The sequence below is a fragment of the Flavobacterium shii genome (assembly GCF_025847235.1).
Lineage (GTDB): Bacteria > Bacteroidota > Bacteroidia > Flavobacteriales > Flavobacteriaceae > Flavobacterium > Flavobacterium shii.
Genome location: NZ_JAOZEW010000007.1, coordinates 109,430 through 131,517, shown reverse-complemented (window position 1 = coordinate 131,517; position 22,088 = coordinate 109,430). Strand labels below are relative to the sequence as shown.

20 protein-coding genes are annotated in these 22,088 nt (G+C 33.6%); 5 read left to right on the top strand and 15 right to left on the bottom strand.

Features of this window, described 5'->3' with window-relative positions; genetic code table 11:
- The first annotated feature begins 77 nt into the window (after window positions 1-77).
- Window positions 78-659, top strand: a complete 582-nt coding sequence (nadD, locus tag OIU83_RS08790) for a nicotinate (nicotinamide) nucleotide adenylyltransferase (RefSeq protein WP_264205880.1) — start codon at window positions 78-80, stop codon at window positions 657-659.
- A 58-nt stretch (window positions 660-717) separates the two neighbouring features.
- Here nadD and OIU83_RS08785 read toward each other — a convergent pair whose 3' ends face one another.
- The 8 genes from OIU83_RS08785 to OIU83_RS08750 all read right to left on the bottom strand — a co-directional run bounded on the left by OIU83_RS08785 (window position 718) and on the right by OIU83_RS08750 (window position 7,884).
- Window positions 718-2,187 (bottom strand): nicotinate phosphoribosyltransferase, encoded by a 1,470-nt coding sequence (locus OIU83_RS08785; protein WP_264205879.1) that lies wholly within the window; start codon window positions 2,185-2,187, stop codon window positions 718-720.
- Window positions 2,188-2,221: 34 nt separating this feature from the next.
- Window positions 2,222-2,764 carry an RNA 2'-phosphotransferase gene (locus OIU83_RS08780; RefSeq protein WP_264205878.1) on the bottom strand — a complete coding sequence of 181 codons (543 nt, stop codon included), beginning with the start codon at window positions 2,762-2,764 and terminating at the stop codon, window positions 2,222-2,224.
- 42 nt (window positions 2,765-2,806) lie between these two features.
- The gene (locus tag OIU83_RS08775) at window positions 2,807-3,880 is read right to left on the bottom strand and encodes an adenylosuccinate synthetase (protein WP_264205877.1); all 1,074 of its coding nucleotides are present in this window, start codon (window positions 3,878-3,880) and stop codon (window positions 2,807-2,809) included.
- A 2-nt stretch (window positions 3,881-3,882) separates the two neighbouring features.
- Entirely contained in the window at window positions 3,883-4,737 is an 855-nt protein-coding gene (locus OIU83_RS08770) for a hypothetical protein (protein ID WP_264205876.1), read from the bottom strand.
- A 2-nt stretch (window positions 4,738-4,739) separates the two neighbouring features.
- Window positions 4,740-5,075, bottom strand: coding sequence for a hypothetical protein (locus OIU83_RS08765; RefSeq protein WP_264205875.1), 336 nt, complete (start codon window positions 5,073-5,075; stop codon window positions 4,740-4,742).
- Between the two features lie 73 nt (window positions 5,076-5,148).
- Window positions 5,149-5,979: a ribose-phosphate diphosphokinase gene (gene prs, locus OIU83_RS08760; RefSeq protein WP_264205874.1), complete on the bottom strand. Its 831-nt coding sequence runs from the start codon at window positions 5,977-5,979 to the stop codon at window positions 5,149-5,151.
- 74 nt (window positions 5,980-6,053) lie between these two features.
- Window positions 6,054-6,746 (bottom strand): NUDIX hydrolase, encoded by a 693-nt coding sequence (locus OIU83_RS08755; RefSeq protein WP_264205873.1) that lies wholly within the window; start codon window positions 6,744-6,746, stop codon window positions 6,054-6,056.
- A 241-nt stretch (window positions 6,747-6,987) separates the two neighbouring features.
- Window positions 6,988-7,884 carry a LysR family transcriptional regulator gene (locus OIU83_RS08750; protein ID WP_264205872.1) on the bottom strand — a complete coding sequence of 299 codons (897 nt, stop codon included), beginning with the start codon at window positions 7,882-7,884 and terminating at the stop codon, window positions 6,988-6,990.
- 87 nt (window positions 7,885-7,971) lie between these two features.
- Between OIU83_RS08750 and OIU83_RS08745 the strand changes: the two genes are divergently transcribed.
- The 3 genes from OIU83_RS08745 (at window position 7,972) to OIU83_RS08735 (ending at window position 11,304) form a co-directional block, all read left to right on the top strand.
- A complete protein-coding gene (locus OIU83_RS08745) occupies window positions 7,972-8,736 on the top strand; it encodes a type 1 glutamine amidotransferase domain-containing protein (RefSeq protein ID WP_264205871.1) in 765 nt (254 codons plus the stop codon).
- A 76-nt stretch (window positions 8,737-8,812) separates the two neighbouring features.
- Window positions 8,813-9,970: an iron-containing alcohol dehydrogenase gene (locus OIU83_RS08740; protein ID WP_264205870.1), complete on the top strand. Its 1,158-nt coding sequence runs from the start codon at window positions 8,813-8,815 to the stop codon at window positions 9,968-9,970.
- 338 nt (window positions 9,971-10,308) lie between these two features.
- Entirely contained in the window at window positions 10,309-11,304 is a 996-nt protein-coding gene (locus tag OIU83_RS08735) for an NAD(P)H-dependent glycerol-3-phosphate dehydrogenase (protein ID WP_264205869.1), read from the top strand.
- A 175-nt stretch (window positions 11,305-11,479) separates the two neighbouring features.
- Here the strand turns inward: OIU83_RS08735 and OIU83_RS08730 are convergent, their stop codons facing one another.
- The 3 genes from OIU83_RS08730 to OIU83_RS08720 all read right to left on the bottom strand — a co-directional run bounded on the left by OIU83_RS08730 (window position 11,480) and on the right by OIU83_RS08720 (window position 13,465).
- Window positions 11,480-11,887 (bottom strand): hypothetical protein, encoded by a 408-nt coding sequence (locus tag OIU83_RS08730; RefSeq protein ID WP_264205868.1) that lies wholly within the window; start codon window positions 11,885-11,887, stop codon window positions 11,480-11,482.
- A 78-nt stretch (window positions 11,888-11,965) separates the two neighbouring features.
- Complete coding sequence (gene pheS, locus OIU83_RS08725; protein WP_264205867.1) at window positions 11,966-12,985, bottom strand: phenylalanine--tRNA ligase subunit alpha; 1,020 nt, start codon at window positions 12,983-12,985, stop codon at window positions 11,966-11,968.
- A 123-nt stretch (window positions 12,986-13,108) separates the two neighbouring features.
- Complete coding sequence (locus OIU83_RS08720) at window positions 13,109-13,465, bottom strand: hypothetical protein (RefSeq protein ID WP_264205866.1); 357 nt, start codon at window positions 13,463-13,465, stop codon at window positions 13,109-13,111.
- 162 nt (window positions 13,466-13,627) lie between these two features.
- Between OIU83_RS08720 and OIU83_RS08715 the strand changes: the two genes are divergently transcribed.
- The gene (locus tag OIU83_RS08715) at window positions 13,628-14,173 is read left to right on the top strand and encodes a CvpA family protein (protein ID WP_264205865.1); all 546 of its coding nucleotides are present in this window, start codon (window positions 13,628-13,630) and stop codon (window positions 14,171-14,173) included.
- A 66-nt stretch (window positions 14,174-14,239) separates the two neighbouring features.
- Here the strand turns inward: OIU83_RS08715 and OIU83_RS08710 are convergent, their stop codons facing one another.
- The 4 genes from OIU83_RS08710 to OIU83_RS08695 all read right to left on the bottom strand — a co-directional run bounded on the left by OIU83_RS08710 (window position 14,240) and on the right by OIU83_RS08695 (window position 22,077).
- On the bottom strand, window positions 14,240-16,648 hold the full coding sequence (locus OIU83_RS08710) for a glycoside hydrolase family 95 protein (protein WP_264205864.1): 2,409 nt from the start codon (window positions 16,646-16,648) through the stop codon (window positions 14,240-14,242).
- A gap of 361 nt (window positions 16,649-17,009) precedes the next feature.
- Window positions 17,010-18,512: a family 43 glycosylhydrolase gene (locus OIU83_RS08705; RefSeq protein WP_264205863.1), complete on the bottom strand. Its 1,503-nt coding sequence runs from the start codon at window positions 18,510-18,512 to the stop codon at window positions 17,010-17,012.
- Window positions 18,513-18,520: 8 nt separating this feature from the next.
- Complete coding sequence (locus OIU83_RS08700; protein WP_264205862.1) at window positions 18,521-20,470, bottom strand: sialate O-acetylesterase; 1,950 nt, start codon at window positions 20,468-20,470, stop codon at window positions 18,521-18,523.
- 98 nt (window positions 20,471-20,568) lie between these two features.
- Window positions 20,569-22,077, bottom strand: coding sequence for a cellulase family glycosylhydrolase (locus OIU83_RS08695; protein ID WP_264205861.1), 1,509 nt, complete (start codon window positions 22,075-22,077; stop codon window positions 20,569-20,571).
- Window positions 22,078-22,088: the final 11 nt, after the last annotated feature.

Here is a 22,088-nt window from a genome sequence, read left to right as displayed (position 1 = left end):
AGGAAAAGAAATAGTAATGCTACAAGAATATTGATGTAGTCAATTACGATTTCAACCATCAAACAAAATAACTTTTTATGAAAATTGGTCTTTATTTTGGAACCTTTAATCCCATGCACGTTGGGCATCTTATTATTGCCAATCACATGGCAGAACATACCGATTTAGACCAAATCTGGATGGTAGTTACGCCTCATAATCCGCTTAAAAAGAAAGACACTTTACTAGATGATTACCATCGTTTACAAATGGTACATCTTGCTACAGATAATTTCCCAAAGTTAAAACCTTCGGATATTGAGTTTAAACTCTCACAGCCCAATTATACAGTAAACACTTTGATTCATTTAGAGGAGAAATATCCAGATTATGAGTTTTCATTAATCATGGGTGAAGACAATTTAAAAACACTGAATAAATGGAAAAATTATGAAGTGATTCTTCAAAATTATGACATCTATGTTTACCCTAGAATTTCATCTGAAGTTGAAAATTTAGAATTAAAAAACCATCCTAAAATTCATTTAATCGATGCGCCGATTGTAGAGATATCTTCAACTTTTATTAGAAATAATATTAAAAAAGGGAAAAATATCCAACCGTTATTACCCGAGAAAGTTTGGGAATACATTGATCATAATAATTTCTACAAGAAGTAATCTCATATAAAATAAAAAAGCCTAAATGTAGATTTCATTTAGGCTTTACTTTTATTACTTAGCTAATTACAAGCTCCTCATTTTTAACATTATTTCTAATCTCTGTCAAAGAATGGTCGATTAATAATTTCCCATCTCTAAAGACTTCTTTTAACTCTCCTTTTTTCTCTTCTTCCCAAGAAACATTATCGGTTAAATGATATACACCATCTACTAAGTCAATCTTCATTAATCCTTTGGCAGATTTTTTGGTTCCATCATCTGTAATAGGATCTTTAAAGATTGCTCTTCCTTCTCCATTTACTTCGCCATAAGTAGCTTTCATTGCAAATCCAAATGTATCTCTCGTATTGTATTGATATGTAAATGAACCAATCCCAAGAACCACATTTGTAGAAGCAAAACCTTTGGCTTTTAGTCTTTCACAAATTTGAGTTGCCCTGGCTACAGTAATACTATCGCCATAGATTGCTCCTATTTGCGGCACTAATTCTTTATATCCTTTGCTATTTGTAGTTCCTCCAAAAACGTCCCAAATTAACTCAATAACTCCTTTCTTTTCCTGCTCTGTTTTACCGTTTGGGTTTCCGCAAATAATATCTACAGGATCTCCGCTATCAGGTCTAATAACAACTTTACCTTCTCTAGAAACGATTTCTTCTTTTAATCGGGGTAAATAATCCGTTAAAACCTTCCATAAATCCCAAGTGTCAGAAACTATAGAAACGATTCCTTTAGGATATACTTCGCAAATTAACCTTTTAAAAGTTTCATACTCCCCTTCTGTAGTTCCCATACACATTACAGAATGTTCTGTTGCAGCTACCGAACCGGCAACTAATTCAAGATCTGAATTAGCATTATAGTATTCCTCGAGAAAATCAATAGCAGGAATAGTATCAGAACCTGTAAAACTTAATAAATGTCCTGCAGAAGAAGTTACTGCTGCTTCGATTCCTCCCATTCCTCTCATAGAGAAATCATGTCCTTGCCAATCAACAAATTCTGGAACAGATGAAGTTTCCTGTGCATATTTATCAAGTACTTTTCTATATTGTTTAGCAATTGTTGCAGAGTTACAAGGCAACCAAACTACTGCAGAAAGTAATGTTTCGAAATAGTTTGTTAACCAAAAAAACTCTGGAATTGTATTATACATTGTAAACATAGGAACACGAATAGGAACGCTAGCTCCTTCCGGCAAGGCTTTAAAAACCATCGGAATATACCCTAAATCGTGTAAATCCTCAATATGTTTTGTTCCAACTTGATTCTCTCCTAAATAATTATTAATTCTACGGGAATATTTTTTTACAACTTCTTCTTTTGGTTGTTTAAAAAAATATAAATCAAAATCCTGAATGATGTATTTTTTGATAAAATATTGCAATCCAAAAAATACAACTTCTTCAACTCCTTCAATTCTTGATTTTCTTGGTGTCCAGTTAGAATATACTAATGATGTTCCTGTTGGATATTGTCTTCTGTGGTCAACTTTGTAACCGTCTGTTAATAGTAGTGGGTTCATGGTTTTAATTCGTTATTTAATAATTATTGTAAAATCAAAATTCAATATATTTTACCGGAACAACATCTGTTAACCAAACATTATTTTCAGACAAATAAAATTTAAAGCCATCTTGATACATCTTTTTTGCATTAATAGTTAAAATGATTGGCTTTCCTCTTCTTCCTCCTACCTTAATAGCTGTTTCTCTATCTTGACTAAGATGTACATGTTGTCGGCTCATTTTCTGAAGTCCTTCTTTTTTGATACTTTCCAAAAAATTCTCAACAGTTCCATGATACAAAAACTCAGAGGGTTCAACTTCTTTCAAATTTAATTCAACCGAAATCGAATGTCCCTGACTTGCTCTTATCTTTGTTTTATCTTCATTAAACGCAAATCTTTTTTTATCATTGTTTTCTACAACATAATCCAAAAGTTCAGCGTTTAACACATTACCGTTTTTAGTACATTTCGCAATCAATTCTTCTACATCTGCCCAACCATTCTCATCTAATTTTAAATTTATGGTTTCTGGCGAATGTCTAAGTACAAGACTTAAAAATTTACTTATTCCTTTTATAATTTTTTCATCCATCTTAATTCAATTATTAAAAGATTACTTTATTACTTCTTAACTCTAAATTGCTTTAAAATGTTTAGAATCGGGAGAAAATGAAGCATAAACCATCTCGAATGTAGTATCCAAATCCTCAAATCTAAAATCTGTATCCAATTGATCCATACAAGTAATTACTAGATTTTTTTTGGCAAAAGAAGTATAAGCAGCGTCTAATTTTAATGCATAATTTAACAACCCGTAATCCAAATCTCCAGTGCGCAATTCTTTTTGGTATTCATTATACACACAAGTTTCTTCATCATTATTTATTAATGCCAGTTTTTTTGTATTACTCATCCAGCCATGACCATGTCTTGTTAAATAACTTCTGGTAACATAATACATCTCAATATTCTTATCTTCGATCTTGAGTTTTTTACATATTTCGTAGGCATTCTTAGATGTAGTATTTGCATAGGTTACATTAGGAAATACCCCATGATCCATGTCAAGTAAAATACCCTGACTACCCTCAAAAATCAAACTATTATAAGTGTTCAAATAACTATAATCGCTTATATTCCAATCGATGCTCTCTATAATTTCTAAAAAATAATGTAATTCTTTTTCTATTTCTCTCCCTTTTACAAATCCATAATAATAAGCTATCCCTTTTAGTTTTTCCAAAAGCATTTCCCGTGGAGCGATCAAGTCAATGGCATACAATTTATAAGGACCTTCATTCCTTTTCATTGTTGCACCTATTCCTTTACCACAAGTACCATGTTCTATGTTTTTTATATTATTCCTATTTTGCCAAACATCAAATGGAGTTGTTATTTTTGCCAATGGATGAATGTGAAGTTCAACATTGCCTCCTTTCGCTTTTAATTCTTCCCTTTCATTAAGTAAAAAAGAGGGATGAATAGTGCAATGTTCACTAAAATAAGATGGCAATCCGCGAAGTGCTCCACTAGCAAAACTAGAGTGAACATGTTTTTGACCTTCGATCATTACCGTGTGTGCAGCCTGCTGACCGCCAGAGAATCTAACAACTATAGATTCTGGGTTTTGATGTGATAGGAAATCGGTAGTAATACCTTTCCCTTCATCACCAAAACCTAAACCTATAACTATTTTAGCTTTCTTCATAATTAAAGCATTTGTATATTATCTAATCCTTCTGGGTCTACAGTTCCAGAAGTTGATTTTTTAAATTTTTCGCAAATAATTCCTTTTATAATATTAGGAATTTCTTTATGGTCTCCTGTAGATAAACAATTTTGGCCTAACAATGCTTTCCATCCAACATGTGCTCGTCCTGCCTGATCCGAATGTAACACGCTAATATGGTATACATCATAACGTTTTTTGGCTTCTTCTAATAATTCAATATGTGTATAGGTTTCCTGACCCGCACCCATTATTTCTTTAATTGCCGAAGCAGGAAGTACCTCCAAACAAGGTTCATCGCCTACTGTAAACAATATTCCTTTCTTATTTCTCTTTTCGAAAGCATCTGTTTTTGTATGAAATGCGGCAAAATACCAAGCTAAAAGATAGCTCTCACCTGCATTTCCTCCTCCTCCACCTTCAATATATGTTCTGGTTAGCCACATGTCCAATTCTTCATCTCCAGATTCAAATTGACCTACTTGTAAAGGATAACCATCACATTCATGATCTCCAATTCCTAAAAACAAAAGTGCCGGATCCGGAACACCACCCTGAATGATTCCTCCCATTAATTTAGGAAGTCCTTCTTTAATAAGTTCGTGCGGAATATGTCCCATACTTCCTGTTACATCCAGACCCAAAATAATAGGAACAGAATTAGGATGTACCGATGAATCTCTCGCTTCTCTATAAAAAATACCTTTAGGATTCATTGAATCATGCGCCATTCTTTTAGAATTTTGCATAAAAATATCATTTGCAGCTTTTGATGCATATCCTGCTTTTTTTGCTCTGTCATCCCGAGCATCAAAATCATATCTTGTACTTCCCATGATTAAAATGTTTTACCAAATAAATATTCAAATCTCTTTCTTGTCACCTCCAATTGAATTTTCAAATTTCTTATTATTAAAGATAATTCCATATCTTTTTGAACAAATTCTTCTGGCTGAAAATCTGCAAAAGTCAAACTGTTTTTATCCAACGGGCTTATATCTATAAGACCTTCTTGTTCTCTTTCCAGTCTTTTAATTTTTAATTCAATATCTTCAACTCGACGTCTGTAAATTAGTTCGGAATCCTCTCCAATAGTTCGGGCTCTATCTTCTCTTATTTGATCATTGTTTCTTCTTAGAGACTCAATAAATCTTGGTTTTAATTCGTCTTCCATGTTTTTAAAATTTAATTGTATAATGTTAAATTTCTACCCTCTTATTTAAACTTATTAGCTTAAAAAAAACAGTTTATAACAAAAACTTTATTACTTCAACAGGTTCTCCGTCAAAATCTTTGAAAGAATTTGTTGTAAATATTTTTGTAAATAAAGATCCTAATTCCTCAAAACCTTTATTAAAAATACCATGACTTACTGCCAAATATAGTTTACCGGCATTCTTGTTTTCTAGTTCTTGTGCCAAACCTATAAATGTTCCTCCTCCATCGCATATATCATCTACAATAAGACAATCCATACCATTCAGGTTATCTTCATAAACTTTAAAACCAGATAATCTTCCAGTTTTTACATCGCGGCTTTTGCTACATTCAACAACATCTACTCCGCCTAAAAATTCAGAAACTTTATAGATTTTTTTCAAAGCACCACCATCAGGAGAAATCAGTTTAACATCATTTCCAATTTTTTTAATAACTGCTGCAATAAAAGTATGATTCGGGATTACCTCGCAATTATCTACCAAGGCTGGAGTAACTTCAGAATGTGCATCAAATACAAATACTTTGTTCAATTTCATTGCATTAATAACATCCGCATATACTTTTACAGATAAAGGTTCCCCTTTAATCATTACACGATCTTGTCTTGCTGCTGGAAAATAAGGAATAAACAAGTCAATAACTTTCACATCCATTCTTCTTAATGCATCAACGGCTAAACATAACAATCCTAAATCGTTGAATGAATTTAATCGATGTGTAATTGTTATCTTTTTGCTAACATCAAAACCAGGATTGATCTTGATATGTGGTTCTCCTCCGGAAAAAGTAAAACTTTTAAATTCTATTTCTTTTTGACCTGAGAAAGGTCTAAAATTTGGGTCTAAATTAAGTATCATAGGTTTTTTATTTTGCGTTAATTATACGCAAATATACATTTAATATTTAAGCACGCAATAGTTTTGTGTAAAAATTACGCAAACTTAATTTCAAAGTGAAATCCTTCTTTCAATAACGCATTGTATTTCTGTTGATTAAACCTAAATAATTTTGCAGGTCTCCCAGTCTTAACGGGAGAAAAATTATCAGTTTCCTGGATGATTCCATAGCTTAAGATCTTTTTTCGAAAATTTCTTCTATCAATTTCTTTCTCCAAAATGGTACAATATAAATTCTCCAATTCCGAAAACAAAAACTCTTTAGGCAATAAATCAAATCCAATAGGTTCGTAGGTAAGTTTAGCTTTTAATCGTTCAATTGCTTTTTTTAGAATTAAATTATGGTCAAAAGCCAAAGCAGGAATCTCCTCTACTTTGTACCATTGCACATTTTCGGCATCCGAATCGGCTTTAATCTTCAACTTCGAAGAATCGACTAATGCAAAATAAGCTACAGAAATTACTCTATTTCTCGGATCTCTAAAAATATCGTCCCCAAAAGTAAATAATTGTTCAAAGTAATTTACAGTGATGTTCGTTTCTTCTTTCAATTCTCTTTTTACAGCCTCTTGTAATGACTCATCATTTTTTACCAAACCACCTGGCAAAGCCCAATATGATTCTTTTGATCCGAATTTCTGCTGAATTAAAAGCACATACAATTGATTGTTTTGATATCCAAAAACAATCGCATCGACAGCAACTCTAATATTTTGATTTTCTATCATAATCCAAATGCGTAAATTTTACACAAATATAAATACTATTTACATTCATTAAAAACGAATAGCTATTAAACTATAAATATTAATGAAATTGTTTTAACCATAAACGTGATTTAAGTTCATTTAACTGAAACGCAAATTGGTTGTGCTTATATTTACTTACATCAATTATATCGGTAACTTTTGTCTACAATCTTATAATTTATGTTCTAACTATATAACACTATAAACTTTAATAAATTAATCATTTTAAAACTTGCTTTAACTCTCCTGCAATAGTCTCAAAAATAGGTCCCAGATTATTATTTTTCCCCGACAATAAAAACACATCAATACTTGGCATTTCTTTACTATCCCATAATAGTTGGAGTTTGTTTTCACTAATATACTTTCTTGCATTACAATTCCATGTTACAGCAATTCCGTTATTTTTAGAAACTATTCTTAACATTTCACCTTCATTAGGAATAATATAATTAGGAACCATCGAAGGTCTCTTTTTATTAAAAACATGCAGCCAGAACAATTTAATATGCGGAATTCTCGCATCGTGACTATACCATTTCTGTTCATTAAGCCAATGTTCTATTTCAGGAAAATTTTTAGTTTTTAGTTTTAATTTAAATTCACTTGCATCCAATTGTGGTGACGCAACCATAGTAAGTTTAATTTTACCAACAACTTGCTGAATTGTATCGAAAGTATCAAACTGCTTGGTAACAATTGCAAAATCAAGTTTTTTGGCATCTACCAATTCAAAAAGGGTATCATTATCATGGAAACTAAAATCGATAAAATCAAATTTAGAAATCAAAATACTTCCTAAACAGGCGAATAGATTTTTGGAAATTCCAACAGAAATCAATCGATTTGCATCGGATGCTTTGGCACGAAACCCATTCTCTACATTTTCAAGACGGTCTAAGGCATCTATAATCAAATTATTAAGTAACTTAGCGTAGTCGGTTGGTTCTACTCCTTTTGATTTTCTATTAAAAAGCTTGTAACCAACGTGTGCTTCCAACATGGATATTTGCTGACTAACAGCTGGTTGACTAATAAATAACTCTTTTGCTGCCAAAGAAAAATTACCGTTTTTATAGACAGATTTAAACGTTCTGTACCATTCTAAATTAACCATGATATAAATATATTTATCACAAACATAATTTATTTTATTTTTACTAATACCACAATTACTCTAATTTTGTATAAAATTAAATACATTATGAAGAAAATTGCTCTATTTGTTATTATCGCATTAACTATAAACTGTGCAAAAACTACTGCACAAAAAGTAAATAAAAAACATATGAAAAAAGTATTATTTGTTGTTACCAGCCATGATAAATTGGGTAACACAGGCGAAAAAACCGGATTCTGGACCGAAGAACTTGCGGCACCATATTATGCTCTTGCAGATAAAGGAGTAGAAATAACTATAGCAACACCACTTGGAGGTCAGCCACCAATAGATCCAAAAAGTGCAGATCCTGCATCGGCAACCGAAGACACAAAACGTTTTGATACCGATAAAGTTTTATTAGAGAAATTAAAACACACCATCAAATTAGCCGATGTAAATCCAGCAGATTATGATGCAGTTTTTTATCCTGGAGGACATGGCCCTTTATGGGATTTAGCCGAAGATAAAAACTCTGCTGCATTAATTTCAGCATTTTATACCCAACACAAACCCGTAAGTTTTGTTTGCCACGCACCAGGAGTTCTTAAAGACGTTAAAGTAAATGGAGAATTTTTAGTAAAAGGGAAAAAAGTAACCGGATTTTCCAATACAGAAGAAGAAGCTGTAGGATTAACCAAAATTGTACCTTTCCTATTAGAAGATGTATTACAAAAAGAAGGAGCTATTTATTCTAAAGGTCCAGATTGGCATCCATACGCAGTTGAAGATGGCTTATTAATTACAGGACAAAACCCAGCGTCTTCGAAATTAGTTGCTGAAAAATTATTACAAAAATTAACTAAATAAGATTCTAAGGCAGGCTCAAAGTTGCTAAGACTTAGAACCTCATAATCTTAGCATCTCAGAAACTTTAAAAAAAACTATGTTAAACTTTGAATTATACAATCCGACAAATTTAATTTTCGGAAAAGGACAAATAGAAAAGCTAAAAGATCTTGTTCCTCAAGGAGCAAAAATATTATTGGCTTACGGAGGTGGAAGCATCTTTAAAAACGGAATTCACGAACAGGTAATCAATAACCTAAAAGGATTTGATATTGTAGAATTTGGCGGAATTGAACCAAATCCACATTTTGAAACTTTAATGAAAGCTGTTGCTGTTATTAAAGCCGAAAAAATAGACTTTATTCTAGCCGTTGGTGGTGGTTCTGTAATAGATGGTGTAAAATTTATTTCGGCTGCTGTTAATTTTGATGGAAATCCAATTGATATTCTTCAAAAACGTTTGTTGATTAAAGAAAATGCCGTTCCATTTGGAACCGTTTTAACTTTACCAGCAACAGGAAGCGAAATGAATTCTGGTGCTGTGGTAACAATCCAGGCTACTCAGGAAAAATTAGCTTTTGGTGGTAGTGCCTTGTTTCCTAAATTCTCTATTTGTGACCCAACTGTAATTGCTTCTTTACCAAAAAGACAATTACAAAACGGTGTTGTAGATGCATATACGCATGTTATGGAACAGTACTTAACTTATCCTCATGAAGGTTATTTACAAGACCGAATTGCCGAGGGTATTTTACAAACATTAATAGAAGTTGGTCCTAAAGTTGTTGAAAACCCAACCGATTATGCTTTGGCTTCAAACTTTATGTGGAGCTGTACAATGGCATTAAATGGATTAATCCAAAAAGGTGTTCCCAGCGATTGGGCAACGCATATGATTGGTCATGAATTAACTGCTTTATATGGTATTGACCATGCGAGAACATTGGCTATAATAGGACCAAGTTTATATAAAGTAATGTTCGAGACCAAAAAAGGGAAACTGGCACAATACGGAAGACGTATTTTTAACCTAACAGGATCGGATGATGAAGTCGCAAAAGAAGCAATTAATCATACTGTAGCCTTTTTTCATACTATGGGAATGGACACCAAACTATCTCAATACACAAATGACTATGATAAAACAGCCGATTTTATAGTAAATCGTTTCGAAGAAAGAGGCTGGAAAGGTTTAGGAGAAAAACAATTAATTACTTTGGATAAAGTAAAATCTATTGTAGAAATGAGCTATTAAGTTCCTTTTTAAAATATTAAATAAAATAGAAAAGGCGTTCTTATACTTTATAAGGACGCCTTTTCACAATACTAAAACAAAACTAACTAACTCAATTTCTTGTAATTTCATTTAACTAAACTTCTAATTCATAATTATTTATAACGTACAAATCAAAAACTTATTGTGTAAAAAAGCAAAAAAATTAAATTTTTACTCAAAAACTCTAATTCAGATAGTAATTGAATAATTTTAAGATTCCATAATATGGTCTTTTGATACCAAAACAGCTTGTTAGCATTATTTTTTTATCCTATTTGTATAATATTAAGTACTTTTGATGAAAATTAATAATTATAATGAGTGATAATTTAAAATTTGCCGTAATTGGTGGTGGAAGCTGGGCTACTGCTATTGCAAAAATGTTATGTGTAAATCTTTCTGAAATTTCGTGGTACATGCGTAATGACGCTGCTATTGAACACATTAATAAATACAAACACAATCCGAATTACTTAAGTTCGGTAGAATTTGATACTAACAAACTAAAGCTTACTAATAATATAAACGAAGCAGTAGAATATGCCGATTATATTATTTTTGCAATTCCATCGGCTTTTTTAAATGCCGAATTAGAAAAACTTACTGTTTCTCTGGAAAACAAAATAATCTTCTCTGCAATTAAAGGTATCGTTCCAGAAACGAGCTTAATTGTGGGTGAACACTTTCATATAAAATACGACATTCCTTATTATAACATTGGTGTTATTACAGGTCCATGTCACGCCGAAGAAGTTGCTCTTGAAAGATTATCTTACTTAACGATTGCATGCGGAGATCCAAGTAAAGCGAGTGTAGTTGCCAAAAACTTATCCGGAAACTATATAAAAGCCAAAATATCCGATGATATTATTGGTACCGAATATGCCGCAATGCTTAAAAATATTTACGCAATTGCAGCCGGAATCGCTCATGGATTAGGTTATGGAGATAATTTCCAGTCGGTTATGATGAGCAATGGCATTCGTGAAATGAAGAAATTCATTAAGAAAGTACACAAAATGAAACGTAACATTAATGACTCCGCTTATCTGGGCGATTTATTAGTTACAGGATATTCCGTATTTTCAAGAAACCGAATGTTCGGAAATATGATTGGAAAAGGATATACTGTAAAAAGTGCTATGATGGAAATGAGCATGGTTGCCGAAGGCTATTATGCGACCAAAAGCGCCTATAAACTGAATCAGGGATATGGTGCAAAAACGCCAATTATAGATGCCGTTTATGCCGTTTTATACGAAGGAAAAGATGCTAAATCAGTATTTAAAAAACTTACCGATGTGCTGGACTAATTCAGTTTTGAGTCGCAATTTACAGTTACAGTAAAAAATAGCTACAAGAAAAACAGTTGTGGTTTTCAGTTGTGGTTTGCGGTAAAAAAATAGAGTATCTACTATATTATAAGAATAAAAAAAAGAGTCAAGACTTCTATTTGTCTTGACTCTTTCATCTTTTAATCTATTTTCGTTACTTCACTATAACACCATCTATAAATAAAATAGGTACTTCTTCAGCGAAATCTTCGTGGATTGAATGTGCTTTAAAAATGAATTTCTTATCGTACAATGTATTCCCGATGAAAAAAGTAACCATAAACTCATTGTTTAAAACCAACACACTTTTTTCTATCATTTCTATTTTTACTACCGAAACCGAGGGAACTTCTACAAAAGCATGACGTAAAAGCGACGTTTTTTTCATTTCTCCATCGATTGTTCCAAAGGCTTTTGAAACGACCATTACACTATCCAGATTAAAATCGCTGTCATTTATAAGATAAGCATACCATACTTTCTCCATAAAATCGTCGCTCCATTCCTGAACTGCTGCCAGAAAAATATTCTCTACTACTGGTATGATTATATCTTTTTTCATATTAGTCTAAAGTTATAAAGTCACAAAGTCGAAAGTCTCATACTCTGAAACTTTCGACTTTATGACTTTCGACTTAAATTATATATTCGATTTAAATTGCTCTAAGAAACGAACGTCATTTTCGTAAAACATACGAATGTCACCAATTTGATACAACAACATTGCGATACGCTCTACTCCCATTCCAAATGCAAAACCATTGTATTCTTCTGGGTTTATATCACAATTTTTCAAAACGTTTGGATCAACCATACCACATCCACCAATTTCCAGCCAACCTGTTCCTTTGGTAATACGATAATCGGTTTCGGTTTTTAATCCCCAGTAAATATCTATCTCGGCACTAGGCTCTGTAAATGGAAAATAAGACGGACGTAAACGAATTTTAGATTTTCCGAACATTTCTTTAGTGAAATAAAGTAATGTTTGTTTTAAATCGGCAAACGAAACATCTTTGTCTATATACAATCCTTCTACCTGATGGAAAATACAGTGTGAACGTGAAGAAATAGCTTCGTTACGAAAAACACGTCCTGGAGAAATTGTACGAATAGGCGGTTTGTGATTCTCCATATAACGTACCTGAACCGATGAAGTATGCGTACGCAACAAAACATCTGGGTTTGTTTGTATGAAAAATGTATCCTGCATATCACGTGCCGGATGGTATTCTGGAAGGTTTAATGCAGTAAAATTATGCCAATCGTCTTCAATTTCCGGACCTTCGGAAACGTTAAAACCTATGTTTGCAAAAATATCAATAATCTGGTTTTTTACAATTGATATCGGATGACGCGAACCAATAATCACTGGCTCGGCAGCACGCGTTAAATCCCCATAAATACCTTTAACTTCTTCTTTGCTTTCTAGAGCTTCAACTATTGCTTTTACTTTATCTTCGGCTGCTGTTTTTAAAGCGTTTATAACCTGTCCAAATTCCTTTTTCTGGTCATTTGGTACCGTTTTAAATTCAGCAAAAAAATCGTTTAAAACACCTTTCTTTCCAAGAAACTTAATGCGGAATGCTTCTAACTCTTCCTTATTTTCTGTTGAAAAAGCTTGAGCTTCCCCAATATATTCTTTTATCTTATCTATCATTTTCATTCCGTAATTGAGAATACAAATTTAGTAATTTTAGTTGAAAGTCTTTAGTCGCAGTCGCAGTTTTCGGTGTACAATCAAGTAAATTCTAAAAACCGCGACCAAGACTGCGACTGAAACCTATTCTATAACTTTTCTTTCTAAAAAATAACTAACAATCGCTTCTTTCATTAAAACCGATTGTTCTCCTGCTTTTAGTGGTGGTAATTCTTCTTTTACCTTGTAGTGTGGCCATCCTTCTTCGTCGAAAAACTCAAATTCATAAAAACCATAAGGTTCTAATAACCTACAAATGGCAATATGCATGAGGTTTAATTTTTCGTCTTTTTTAAATTCACGGTGTAATTTCCCGAGTTCTTGCACTCCAATTAAATAAATTATGGCATCTAAATCTAAATTTTCTCCTTGCGAAAATTGTTCTGAAAGTATATTTACAAGCTGTTCCCAGCGTTCTTTAAGTTGTATATCTCTTGACATTTTTATATTGTTATTTATGAATTGCCCCCTTCAACTCTGTTCTGGGGCGTTTATAGGATTTAAAAAACATAAATCCGCCCACAAAGATAAGAACTTGAAATTTGACAATACCTAGTTGATAATTCTTTTATATTTGCGCTTTCATTAAAACAAACAGAAAATATGAGTTTTTTAGATATGATTTTGGGAGCACTTTTGGCTTATAGTTTATACAAAGGAATTAAAAATGGCCTTTTTGTAGAAGTAGCTTCCTTTATTTCTTTATTACTGGGGATTTATTTAGCAATAAAATTTTCATCATTAATGAAAGAATTAATCATAAAACACGTTTCGTGGAATCCGAACACAATCCAGATCACTGCTTTTATTCTAACTTTTATTTTGGTAGTTATTGGTGTTTATTTCTTAGCAAAAATCCTTACCGGAATTGCCGATTTTGCTTTCTTAGGATGGGTCAATAAACTAGGTGGAGGTTTTTTCAGGGTTTTGAAAACAATCTTAATTCTAAGTATTTTTATTGCTCTTTTTGAGAAAATAAACTTCAACAATACATTTGCAAAAAAAGAAACTCTGGACAAATCCTTTTTTTATAATCCCATAAAAAAGGTGGCAGCTTTTGTATATCCTTCTATTGAAAAATGGTACGATACTTTTAAAGAAGAGCATGCCAAACAATCTGCCGAAACTCTTGAAACTGAAAAAAAATAACTTCTAATAATTTCAATCAAAAAAGCCTAACAGATTTTAAAACCCTATTAGGCTTGAAATTTATTATTACCAGTTTATTTCCATTTTCTGCCCTTTTTTCAAAGTAATATTTTGTTTTTTGTCTCCGCAAATGAGGGTTGTTTTTCCTCCTATTTTAGAGAATACTGTAACTTTCTTTAGGATTTTATTATTCCATTCCATCGAAATTCCGAATCCTCCTCTTGCACAAATACCTTTTACAGTTCCGCTTTCCCACACATCGGGTAAAGCAGGTAATAATCGAATTTCATTTTCGTTTGATTGAACCAACATTTCGGCAACTGCTGCTGCACCTCCAAAATTACCATCAATTTGAAACGGAGGATGTGCATCGAATAAATTAGGATAGGTTCCCCCTCCTCTTCTTGGCTTCTCTGTTTTTTTTCCGTCGGGATCAACGTACCTAAGGAGTTCCCGGAACATTTTATAGGCGCGATTTCCGTCCCAAAGTCTTGCCCAAAGATTAATACGCCATCCTTTTGACCAACCTGTTGTTTCGTCTCCTTTTATTTCGAGCGTTTTCTTAGAAGCTTCTGCTAAATCTGGTGTTTTTTCTGGAGTGATATGATCGCCGGGGAAAAGTCCGAATAATTGGGATTGATGGCGGTGTTTGGGATCTTCATCATTCCAATCAAAATACCATTCTTGTAAATTTCCTTTTTTGCCTATTTGATAGGGATAGAATTTAGAAAGTGCCGCTTCGAGTTGTGATCTAAATTCGGTATCAATATCTAGTACTTTTGAAGCTTTGATTGTTTTATCAAAACATTCTCTTATCATTGCCAGATCTGCGGTTCCACCATACATTGTTGCTCCAATAAAACCATCGGGTGCTATGTATTTATTCTCTGGAGATGTTGATGGAGATGTGATCAAATTTCCGTTTTTATCGGTAATCATCCATCCTAAAAAGAACTGAGAAGCTCCTTTCATGATTGGATAACCTTCGTTTTTTAGGTAATTTTTGTCTTGGGTAAAAACATAATGCTCCCAAATATGTGTACTCAGCCAAGCCCCGGATAATGGCCAGCAAGCCCAACTTGGATCTTCTTTTCCGAAATTCCCAACGGGATTTGTCATTGCCCAAATATCAGAATTATGAGCCGATGCCCAACCTTCATTTACTCCATAAAAAGTCTTCGCGGTAATTTTACCAGTTACAGAAAGATTCTTTATGAAGCTCAAAAGAGGCAAATGCATTTCTGAAAGATTGGTGTTTTCTGCCAACCAATAATTTTCTTCCAGATTGATATTCATCGTGTAATTACTACTCCATGGTGGATTAAGATATGGATTCCAAATTCCTTGTAAATTGGCAGGGACTCCCATCGTTCTGGAACTACTAATAAGTAAATAACGTCCGTATTGGAAATACAGAATCTCGAGATTTTTATCTTCTTTACCATCTGCATATCGCAACAAACGTTCATTTGTAGGTAAATTTGGAGCTGCCGTTTTTCCTAAATTTAAACTAACACGATTGTAGAATTTTTGATAATCATCAATATGGGTTTGTTTTAATTTATCGAATGCTTTTGCAAATGCTTTATTTAAATTTTCTAATGCAATAGCTTTATCATTCAATCCATCTGATGCCGGATTTTTATCAAAACCATTAAAACTGGTTGCTATTGACACATAAATTAAAGCTTCTGTTGCGTTTTTTAAACCTAAACTTGTACCAGAGCTTACAATTGTCCCATCGGTATTTTTGATTTTCATCAAAGTAGAGAATCTTGTTCCTCTTTCTTTTTCAAGGAGAAATGAAGGTACAACGGGATAATCCGGATTCTCATAAATTGGCGCTACACCATTCATTGAAAGCACATTATCCTTTACAGAAACATTTGATTTTAACAAACTACTGGAATTAATATCAAAATTTAAAGCTCCTTTTTGGCTGCTTGTCAATTTGATAATCATGATTTGGTCTGGTGCCGAAACAAAGTATTCGCGGGTAAATTTTACGCCATCAATTTCATATGTTACTCTGGATATAGCATTTGAGATATCCAGTTCTCTATAATAATTGGTAACTTTTCCTTTATTAGAATTAGTAATTTCCATTGTTCCAAGCGGCGCATACGACTCGGAGTTTTTTCCTTCAATCTTTTTATTTAATTCGTCGGCTAATTTGTAATTCTCGTTTTTGAGTGCTTCACGAATGGCAGGAATATTTTTGTATGCTTCGGGATTCATGTTAGCATTCACTGGCTCTCCCGACCAAAGTGTGATATCATTGAGATAAATTTTATCTAGATTGACACCTCCAAAAACGGTTGCTCCTAATTTTCCGTTGCCTAAAACCAAGCTTTCTTCAAAAAAATCTGCTGGTTGATTATACCATAAAACATGACTGGATTGCGCTGTCATATTTATATATAATGAAGAAAAAACGAAAACTAGAAGTAGTTTTTTGATGAAGTTTGATTTCATATATTGTTTTTTGATTTTGAATTAATTCCGTTTAAATATATGCCATTCCTCTGGAACTTTTCTAACCTTGTCTCATCGTATCCTAACAGGTTTTTTCAACCTGTTAGGTATTTATTAATCGCTCTAATTTTACTATAGTAATTCTAATCATACCAAACAGATCTTAGAAACCTATTAGGATATTTAAACCAATATGGGTGCGTGAGGGATAGGAGAAAACTACCGAAGTAGTGCGGATAGCCCGACCGCATTTACAAAAGGCGCGTATAAGCGGCATCTGAAATAGCGCCTTTTGTAAATGTGGTCACGCCCTAATAAGCATAACAGACAAAATTTAGTTCTAACTTAATCATTTTATAGCTTAATTAACTTGTTTATAAATGAAATTTTTAAACGTTACCGTACCTTCTCCTACCGCCGAAAGTCCCAAACGAAGACTCATAAATCCGCTTAATACGTTATGATTGAATGAAGATACTTCTGCTGAATTTTCAATTTTCACCCACTCTTTCCCATCAATACTGTAAAACATATTTACGAGTTGTTGTTTCTTTTCTAAGCGAAGAAATAAATGGGTTTTGTTTACTCCTTTTTGAGTTGGAAATTGCCAGGATCTAAGTATCGCCATAATATTTTCTTTATCGGCAGCAATACCTGTATAAAGGTTGCTATCATAAAAAAGGATAAGTCCTGCTGTTGCATTTCCTTCTATTTTAACCTCAACTTCGGCAGAATAAGAATGATCGGAAGGGGTGCACAACATCGGTGAGCTTTCGCCAATATTCTTTCCTTTTCCTTTAATTTGAATTCCTTCTTTAGTGAGTTTAAACCTTTCGGCATCATATTGATTAAAAAATTGCCATTGTGGTTTTAGCTCCTGTCCTGAAAAAGTATCCGAAAGCGTAAAATTGCTTTTTGTAGCTTTTCCTCCCGGTTTTTTAATCGGTTCTTCGGTTTTAATGTCTTCAGGGATTTTATACCATCCATCGGCAGTCCATTCTACAGGTTGTAGCAGCGTCTGGCGTCCCATATTATAATATCCATTTTCATAACCGTGAAAAACCATCCACCATTTTCCATTAACATCATCTATAAGCGTTGCATGTCCTTTTGACCACCATTTTTCGGAACTGTCTTTTGTTTTTAAAATTGGATTATACGGTGAATTTTCCCAAGGACCTAAAGGCGACTTTGATCTTGCCGATATTACCATATGGCTTGTAGCAGGTCCTGCAGTTCCTCCTTCGGCAACTGTGAGATAATAGTAATTGCCATGCTTTAAAACTTTGGGTCCTTCCATACAAAAACACTCAATAGACCACTCTGCGGGTATTTTCCACCCATCATAAACATGTTTACCTTCGCCAATAACGGCTAATCCGTCTTTGGATAATGGCACATAATTACCATTACTAAAATAAAGGAATCGGTTGCCTTTTTCATCAACAAAATGACCTGGATCTATATTCCCAATCTTTAAATCGATAGGATCGCTCCAAGGTCCATTTATAGCATTTGCCCACACAACATAATTGGTTTGATTTGCCGGGAAATAAATGTAAAATTTGTTGTTATATTTTACCAAATCTGGCGCCCAAACTGAACCCACACTCTTTTTAAGGGCGTGTGTAACTGGTTCCCAATTCACTAAATCTTTTGAAGTCCAAATAAGTAATCCCGGATAATAATTAAAGGAAGAATGTACAATATAGTAATCTTCTCCATCCCTAATAATCGAAGGATCTGGGTAATCACCTGCGAAAATTGGGTTTTTATAAAATCCATCAGTCTCTTTTATATTTTGCTGCTGTGCATTAAGTACGAGTGAAATTATACCTATAAATAGGAGAAATATCTTTTTCATAATTAAATTTATTTGCTAATTTTATATTTTTCGTTTGCTGTAATCATTTCCCAATCATCGGTTCTGAAAGGTGATGCTGGAAATTTTTCCTTGTTATAAAGATTAATCTCGGTATCGTCATCTGCCCAACCGTAATGAACAGCAACTGGGTTTTGCACACTTTCGCTTGAAACTATTACTTTATTGTTTTTTATAATCGCTTTAGCAAAATGAAAAACTTTATCGGCACCTGCAATCTCAAATCCTTTTACATTCTCGGTATTCTCGGATGTTGATAATCCTGTACCGATAGCATCGAATGTTAGGATTATTTGGTTCCCTTTTATTTTCTGAGATTTATATGTTGGTCCGCTATAAACTCTTTTTTTATCATAAACATTATTTAAAGCAATTGCCGCCAAGCGCAATCCTACATCTTGCTTGTTTGTAGGGTGAATATCTTTGGCATTTCCAATATCTGTGGTTACTGCCATTCCTGTATTTGGTAATTTGAGCGTTTCGGTTTGTGCTTCGCGAAGTTCTGCCCACTTACTTCCTACTTTACTATTGCCATTAAACTCATTAAAAGTGGATAATTGTACATAGTAAAAAGGGAAATCTCCCTGATTCCATTTTGTTCTCCAATCATTTATCATTAACGGAAATGCTTTTTTATATTCTTTGGCTCTCCAAACATTAGCTTCGCCCTGATACCATAAAACGCCTTGAAAAGCATATGGGATTAACGGATTTACCATTGCATTGTACAATAATGAGGGGTAACTATTAGGAGATAATGATGTTTTTACAACTGTTACTTTGTATTTCCATTTTCCTTCTAATGAAATGATTTTACTCCCCAGAGTCAGTTTTAAATCGGCTGTGTCTCCGTAGATTCCACCACCACCACTATTATCAACAATTCTTATAGCAATAACATTTACGCCTTTTTTTAATACTTTAGCTGGAACTTGATAAACTCTTTTGGTATCCCAAAGGGTATTTCTCCCAATTTCGATTCCGTTTATGTAAGTAATATCCTCATCATCGATTTTTGCCAAACTCAACGTTGCTTTATTTTTAATGTCTTCGGCAGAAAGTGTAATTGTTTTTCTCATCCAGACTACTCCGTCTAAATCGCCCAAAGACTGATTTTCCCATAATCCCGGAACATTTAATTCTCTCCATTTCGAATCATTAAATGATGCTTCTTTATAAAACATCTCATTTGCAGTACTTACCTCACTTCCCTGTATTTTTTCGACTCTTTCTCTCATTTGTTTTGCATACAATTTTGATATAGAATCTATATTTAATATAGGCACATCGGCAATCATTGCTTTAAACTCTTCGCTTTTTTGGAATGCTCCATGGCTTGTCCAGGTTTCTACACAAGTTCCTCCCCAAGTTGTATTGATGATTCCGATTGGGATTTTTAATTCGGCATATAGTTTTTTAGCAAAAAAATATCCTACAGCCGTAAAATCACCTACATTTTCTTTATTGCACACAGCCCATTTGCCAGCTTTTAAATCTTCTTTGGGTAAACTACTTAAATCTTGAGCTACGCCAAAATGACGAATCATCGGGTAATTAGAATCGGCTATTTCTTTTTCGGCATCCTTGGTTTTAATAACCTGAAATTCCATGTTTGATTGTCCGCTGCAGATCCAGACTTCTCCAACCAAAACATCTTTTATGATAATTTTGTTTTTTCCTGTGATGGTTAATTCAAAAGGGCCTCCAGCTTTTTCGGCAGAAAGTTTTACCATCCATTTTCCGTTTTTATCAGCCTGAATGGTTTTTGTTTGTTTATTAAAATCAACTTCTACTTTTTCATTGGGATCAGCCCAGCCCCAAACAGGGATTTCTTTGTTTCGTTGCAAAACCATTCCGTCAGAAAACAACAAAGGCATTCGAACATTGGCATTTGCAATTATGCTACATATTAAAAAAATAAAAGCTATATTTTTCTTCATTTTCATTTGTTTTATTAGTTTTGAGAATTAACCGCAAAGGGCGTAAAGAGTTACGCTAAGTTCGCAAAGCTTTGTGTTCTTTGCGGTTAAAAACAAATTTACTGCAATCCTTCAAGCATTGCACTTAATGCCTGACTATCATAAACTGTATTGTTGGTTCTATCAAAAAGACCAGATCCGTTGTTACCTATTCCTCCTGCATCCCAGTAAAAAGGCAACATCCCATTTGCTTTAGCTTGTTTTACAACATATTTTAGGTAATAAGCTCTTGATGCTAAATGTAAAGTCAATGCATCACCAGTTAATGTAGTACGTCTTATAGCTCCAAACTCTCCCAATAAAACAGGAATTCCTTTGTCTACAAATTGTGTTTTCATTGATTTGAAAAGTTTATCTAAATCACCTTCTTCTCCGTAAGTTGCATTACGTGTAGGATCTGTTGTGGAGTGATAATCGGCTCCCCAATAGTAAAACATTTTACCCCAATCCTGATCGGTTTCCATAAGAGCAAAATTATATGGCGTGTAGTAATGAACCTCAACCATCATACGATTTGCAACTTGATCTGTAGGCAAGGTTAGCATTAATTTATTTGTTTTATCAATATCTGTCGATGGTCCTTGTACTACCAAGGTTCGGTATGCATTTTTTCCTCCTGTTGAACGAACGGCATCAATAAAAGTTTGATGATATGATGTTAAAACTGCCATTTGAGTAGCATTGTCAACAGCTGGTTCATTGGCACTAGCAAAAAGCAAATGCTCATCAAAACCACGTAAATGTGTTGCTATTTGTTCCCAAAATGCTTTTTGTTTGGCATTATTTTCTACTTTTTTGGCTTCGGTGACATTGTTTTCAAGCCATCCACCGTCCCAGTGAATATTTAAAAGTACGTACATATTATTATCAACACAATATTGAACCACTTCTTTTACTCTATCAAGCCATTCTGTTTTTAATTGTGCTGTTACGGAATTAGCCAAATATTGATTCCATGAACACGGAATTCTAATCGCATTAAATCCACTTGCTTTGGCCAAATCAATCAATTGTTTTGTAACCTTTGGATTTCCCCAAGCTGTTTCTCCGCCTGTTGCTTCGAGTGTATTACCAATGTTCCAGCCTAATTTTATTTTTGCTGCCAACTCTACAGCACTGCTTCCCATTCCTGAGGCATCTGCTGTAATCGGGCTTGTATTATAACTCGGAAATGAACCGTCGGACTCTGCAAGTCCTGCTTGAGATATCGCAACTTGAACCGATTTAGCCTCGTTTGAACTTAAAGTTATAATCGCAGTTCTTGCTATGGTTGTTGTATTTGCCAGTGCTGTTATTTTGACTATAGTTGTACCTGAAGTTCCTCCTGCCTGGCTAAACCTTACCCAACTTGCATCTGAGCTATTCATAATCCAAGCTGTTACTTCGGTTTTAACTGTAACATCAACGCTATTTCCTACATTCTCAAAATCTATTTTATTTGTACTAACAGTAAGTGCTTTTACTGTTAAGTCTTGTGGGGTTTCTTTGTCTGAACTACAAGCAAAAATCCCTAGAAAAGTCATACATAACATTACCCTTAGTATGTAATAGTTTATTGTTTTTTTCATTGTATATAATT

Bases quoted from the DNA above. Each gene is read 5' to 3' on its own strand.
- OIU83_RS08700 (WP_264205862.1), bottom strand. From the start codon at position 20,470: ATGAAGAAAAATATAGCTTTTATTTTTTTAATATGTAGCATAATTGCA.
- OIU83_RS08695 (WP_264205861.1), bottom strand. From the start codon at position 22,077: ATGAAAAAAACAATAAACTATTACATACTAAGGGTAATGTTATGTATG.
- OIU83_RS08730 (WP_264205868.1), bottom strand. From the start codon at position 11,887: ATGAAAAAAGATATAATCATACCAGTAGTAGAGAATATTTTTCTGGCA.
- OIU83_RS08740 (WP_264205870.1), top strand. From the start codon at position 8,813: ATGTTAAACTTTGAATTATACAATCCGACAAATTTAATTTTCGGAAAA.
- OIU83_RS08715 (WP_264205865.1), top strand. From the start codon at position 13,628: ATGAGTTTTTTAGATATGATTTTGGGAGCACTTTTGGCTTATAGTTTA.
- OIU83_RS08780 (WP_264205878.1), bottom strand. From the start codon at position 2,764: ATGGATGAAAAAATTATAAAAGGAATAAGTAAATTTTTAAGTCTTGTA.
- nadD (WP_264205880.1), top strand. From the start codon at position 78: ATGAAAATTGGTCTTTATTTTGGAACCTTTAATCCCATGCACGTTGGG.
- OIU83_RS08710 (WP_264205864.1), bottom strand. From the start codon at position 16,648: ATGAAATCAAACTTCATCAAAAAACTACTTCTAGTTTTCGTTTTTTCT.
- OIU83_RS08720 (WP_264205866.1), bottom strand. From the start codon at position 13,465: ATGTCAAGAGATATACAACTTAAAGAACGCTGGGAACAGCTTGTAAAT.
- OIU83_RS08770 (WP_264205876.1), bottom strand. From the start codon at position 4,737: ATGGGAAGTACAAGATATGATTTTGATGCTCGGGATGACAGAGCAAAA.
- OIU83_RS08745 (WP_264205871.1), top strand. From the start codon at position 7,972: ATGAAGAAAATTGCTCTATTTGTTATTATCGCATTAACTATAAACTGT.
- OIU83_RS08765 (WP_264205875.1), bottom strand. From the start codon at position 5,075: ATGGAAGACGAATTAAAACCAAGATTTATTGAGTCTCTAAGAAGAAAC.
- pheS (WP_264205867.1), bottom strand. From the start codon at position 12,985: ATGATAGATAAGATAAAAGAATATATTGGGGAAGCTCAAGCTTTTTCA.
- OIU83_RS08775 (WP_264205877.1), bottom strand. From the start codon at position 3,880: ATGAAGAAAGCTAAAATAGTTATAGGTTTAGGTTTTGGTGATGAAGGG.
- OIU83_RS08705 (WP_264205863.1), bottom strand. From the start codon at position 18,512: ATGAAAAAGATATTTCTCCTATTTATAGGTATAATTTCACTCGTACTT.
- OIU83_RS08755 (WP_264205873.1), bottom strand. From the start codon at position 6,746: ATGATAGAAAATCAAAATATTAGAGTTGCTGTCGATGCGATTGTTTTT.
- OIU83_RS08750 (WP_264205872.1), bottom strand. From the start codon at position 7,884: ATGGTTAATTTAGAATGGTACAGAACGTTTAAATCTGTCTATAAAAAC.
- OIU83_RS08735 (WP_264205869.1), top strand. From the start codon at position 10,309: ATGAGTGATAATTTAAAATTTGCCGTAATTGGTGGTGGAAGCTGGGCT.
- prs (WP_264205874.1), bottom strand. From the start codon at position 5,979: ATGATACTTAATTTAGACCCAAATTTTAGACCTTTCTCAGGTCAAAAA.
- OIU83_RS08785 (WP_264205879.1), bottom strand. From the start codon at position 2,187: ATGAACCCACTACTATTAACAGACGGTTACAAAGTTGACCACAGAAGA.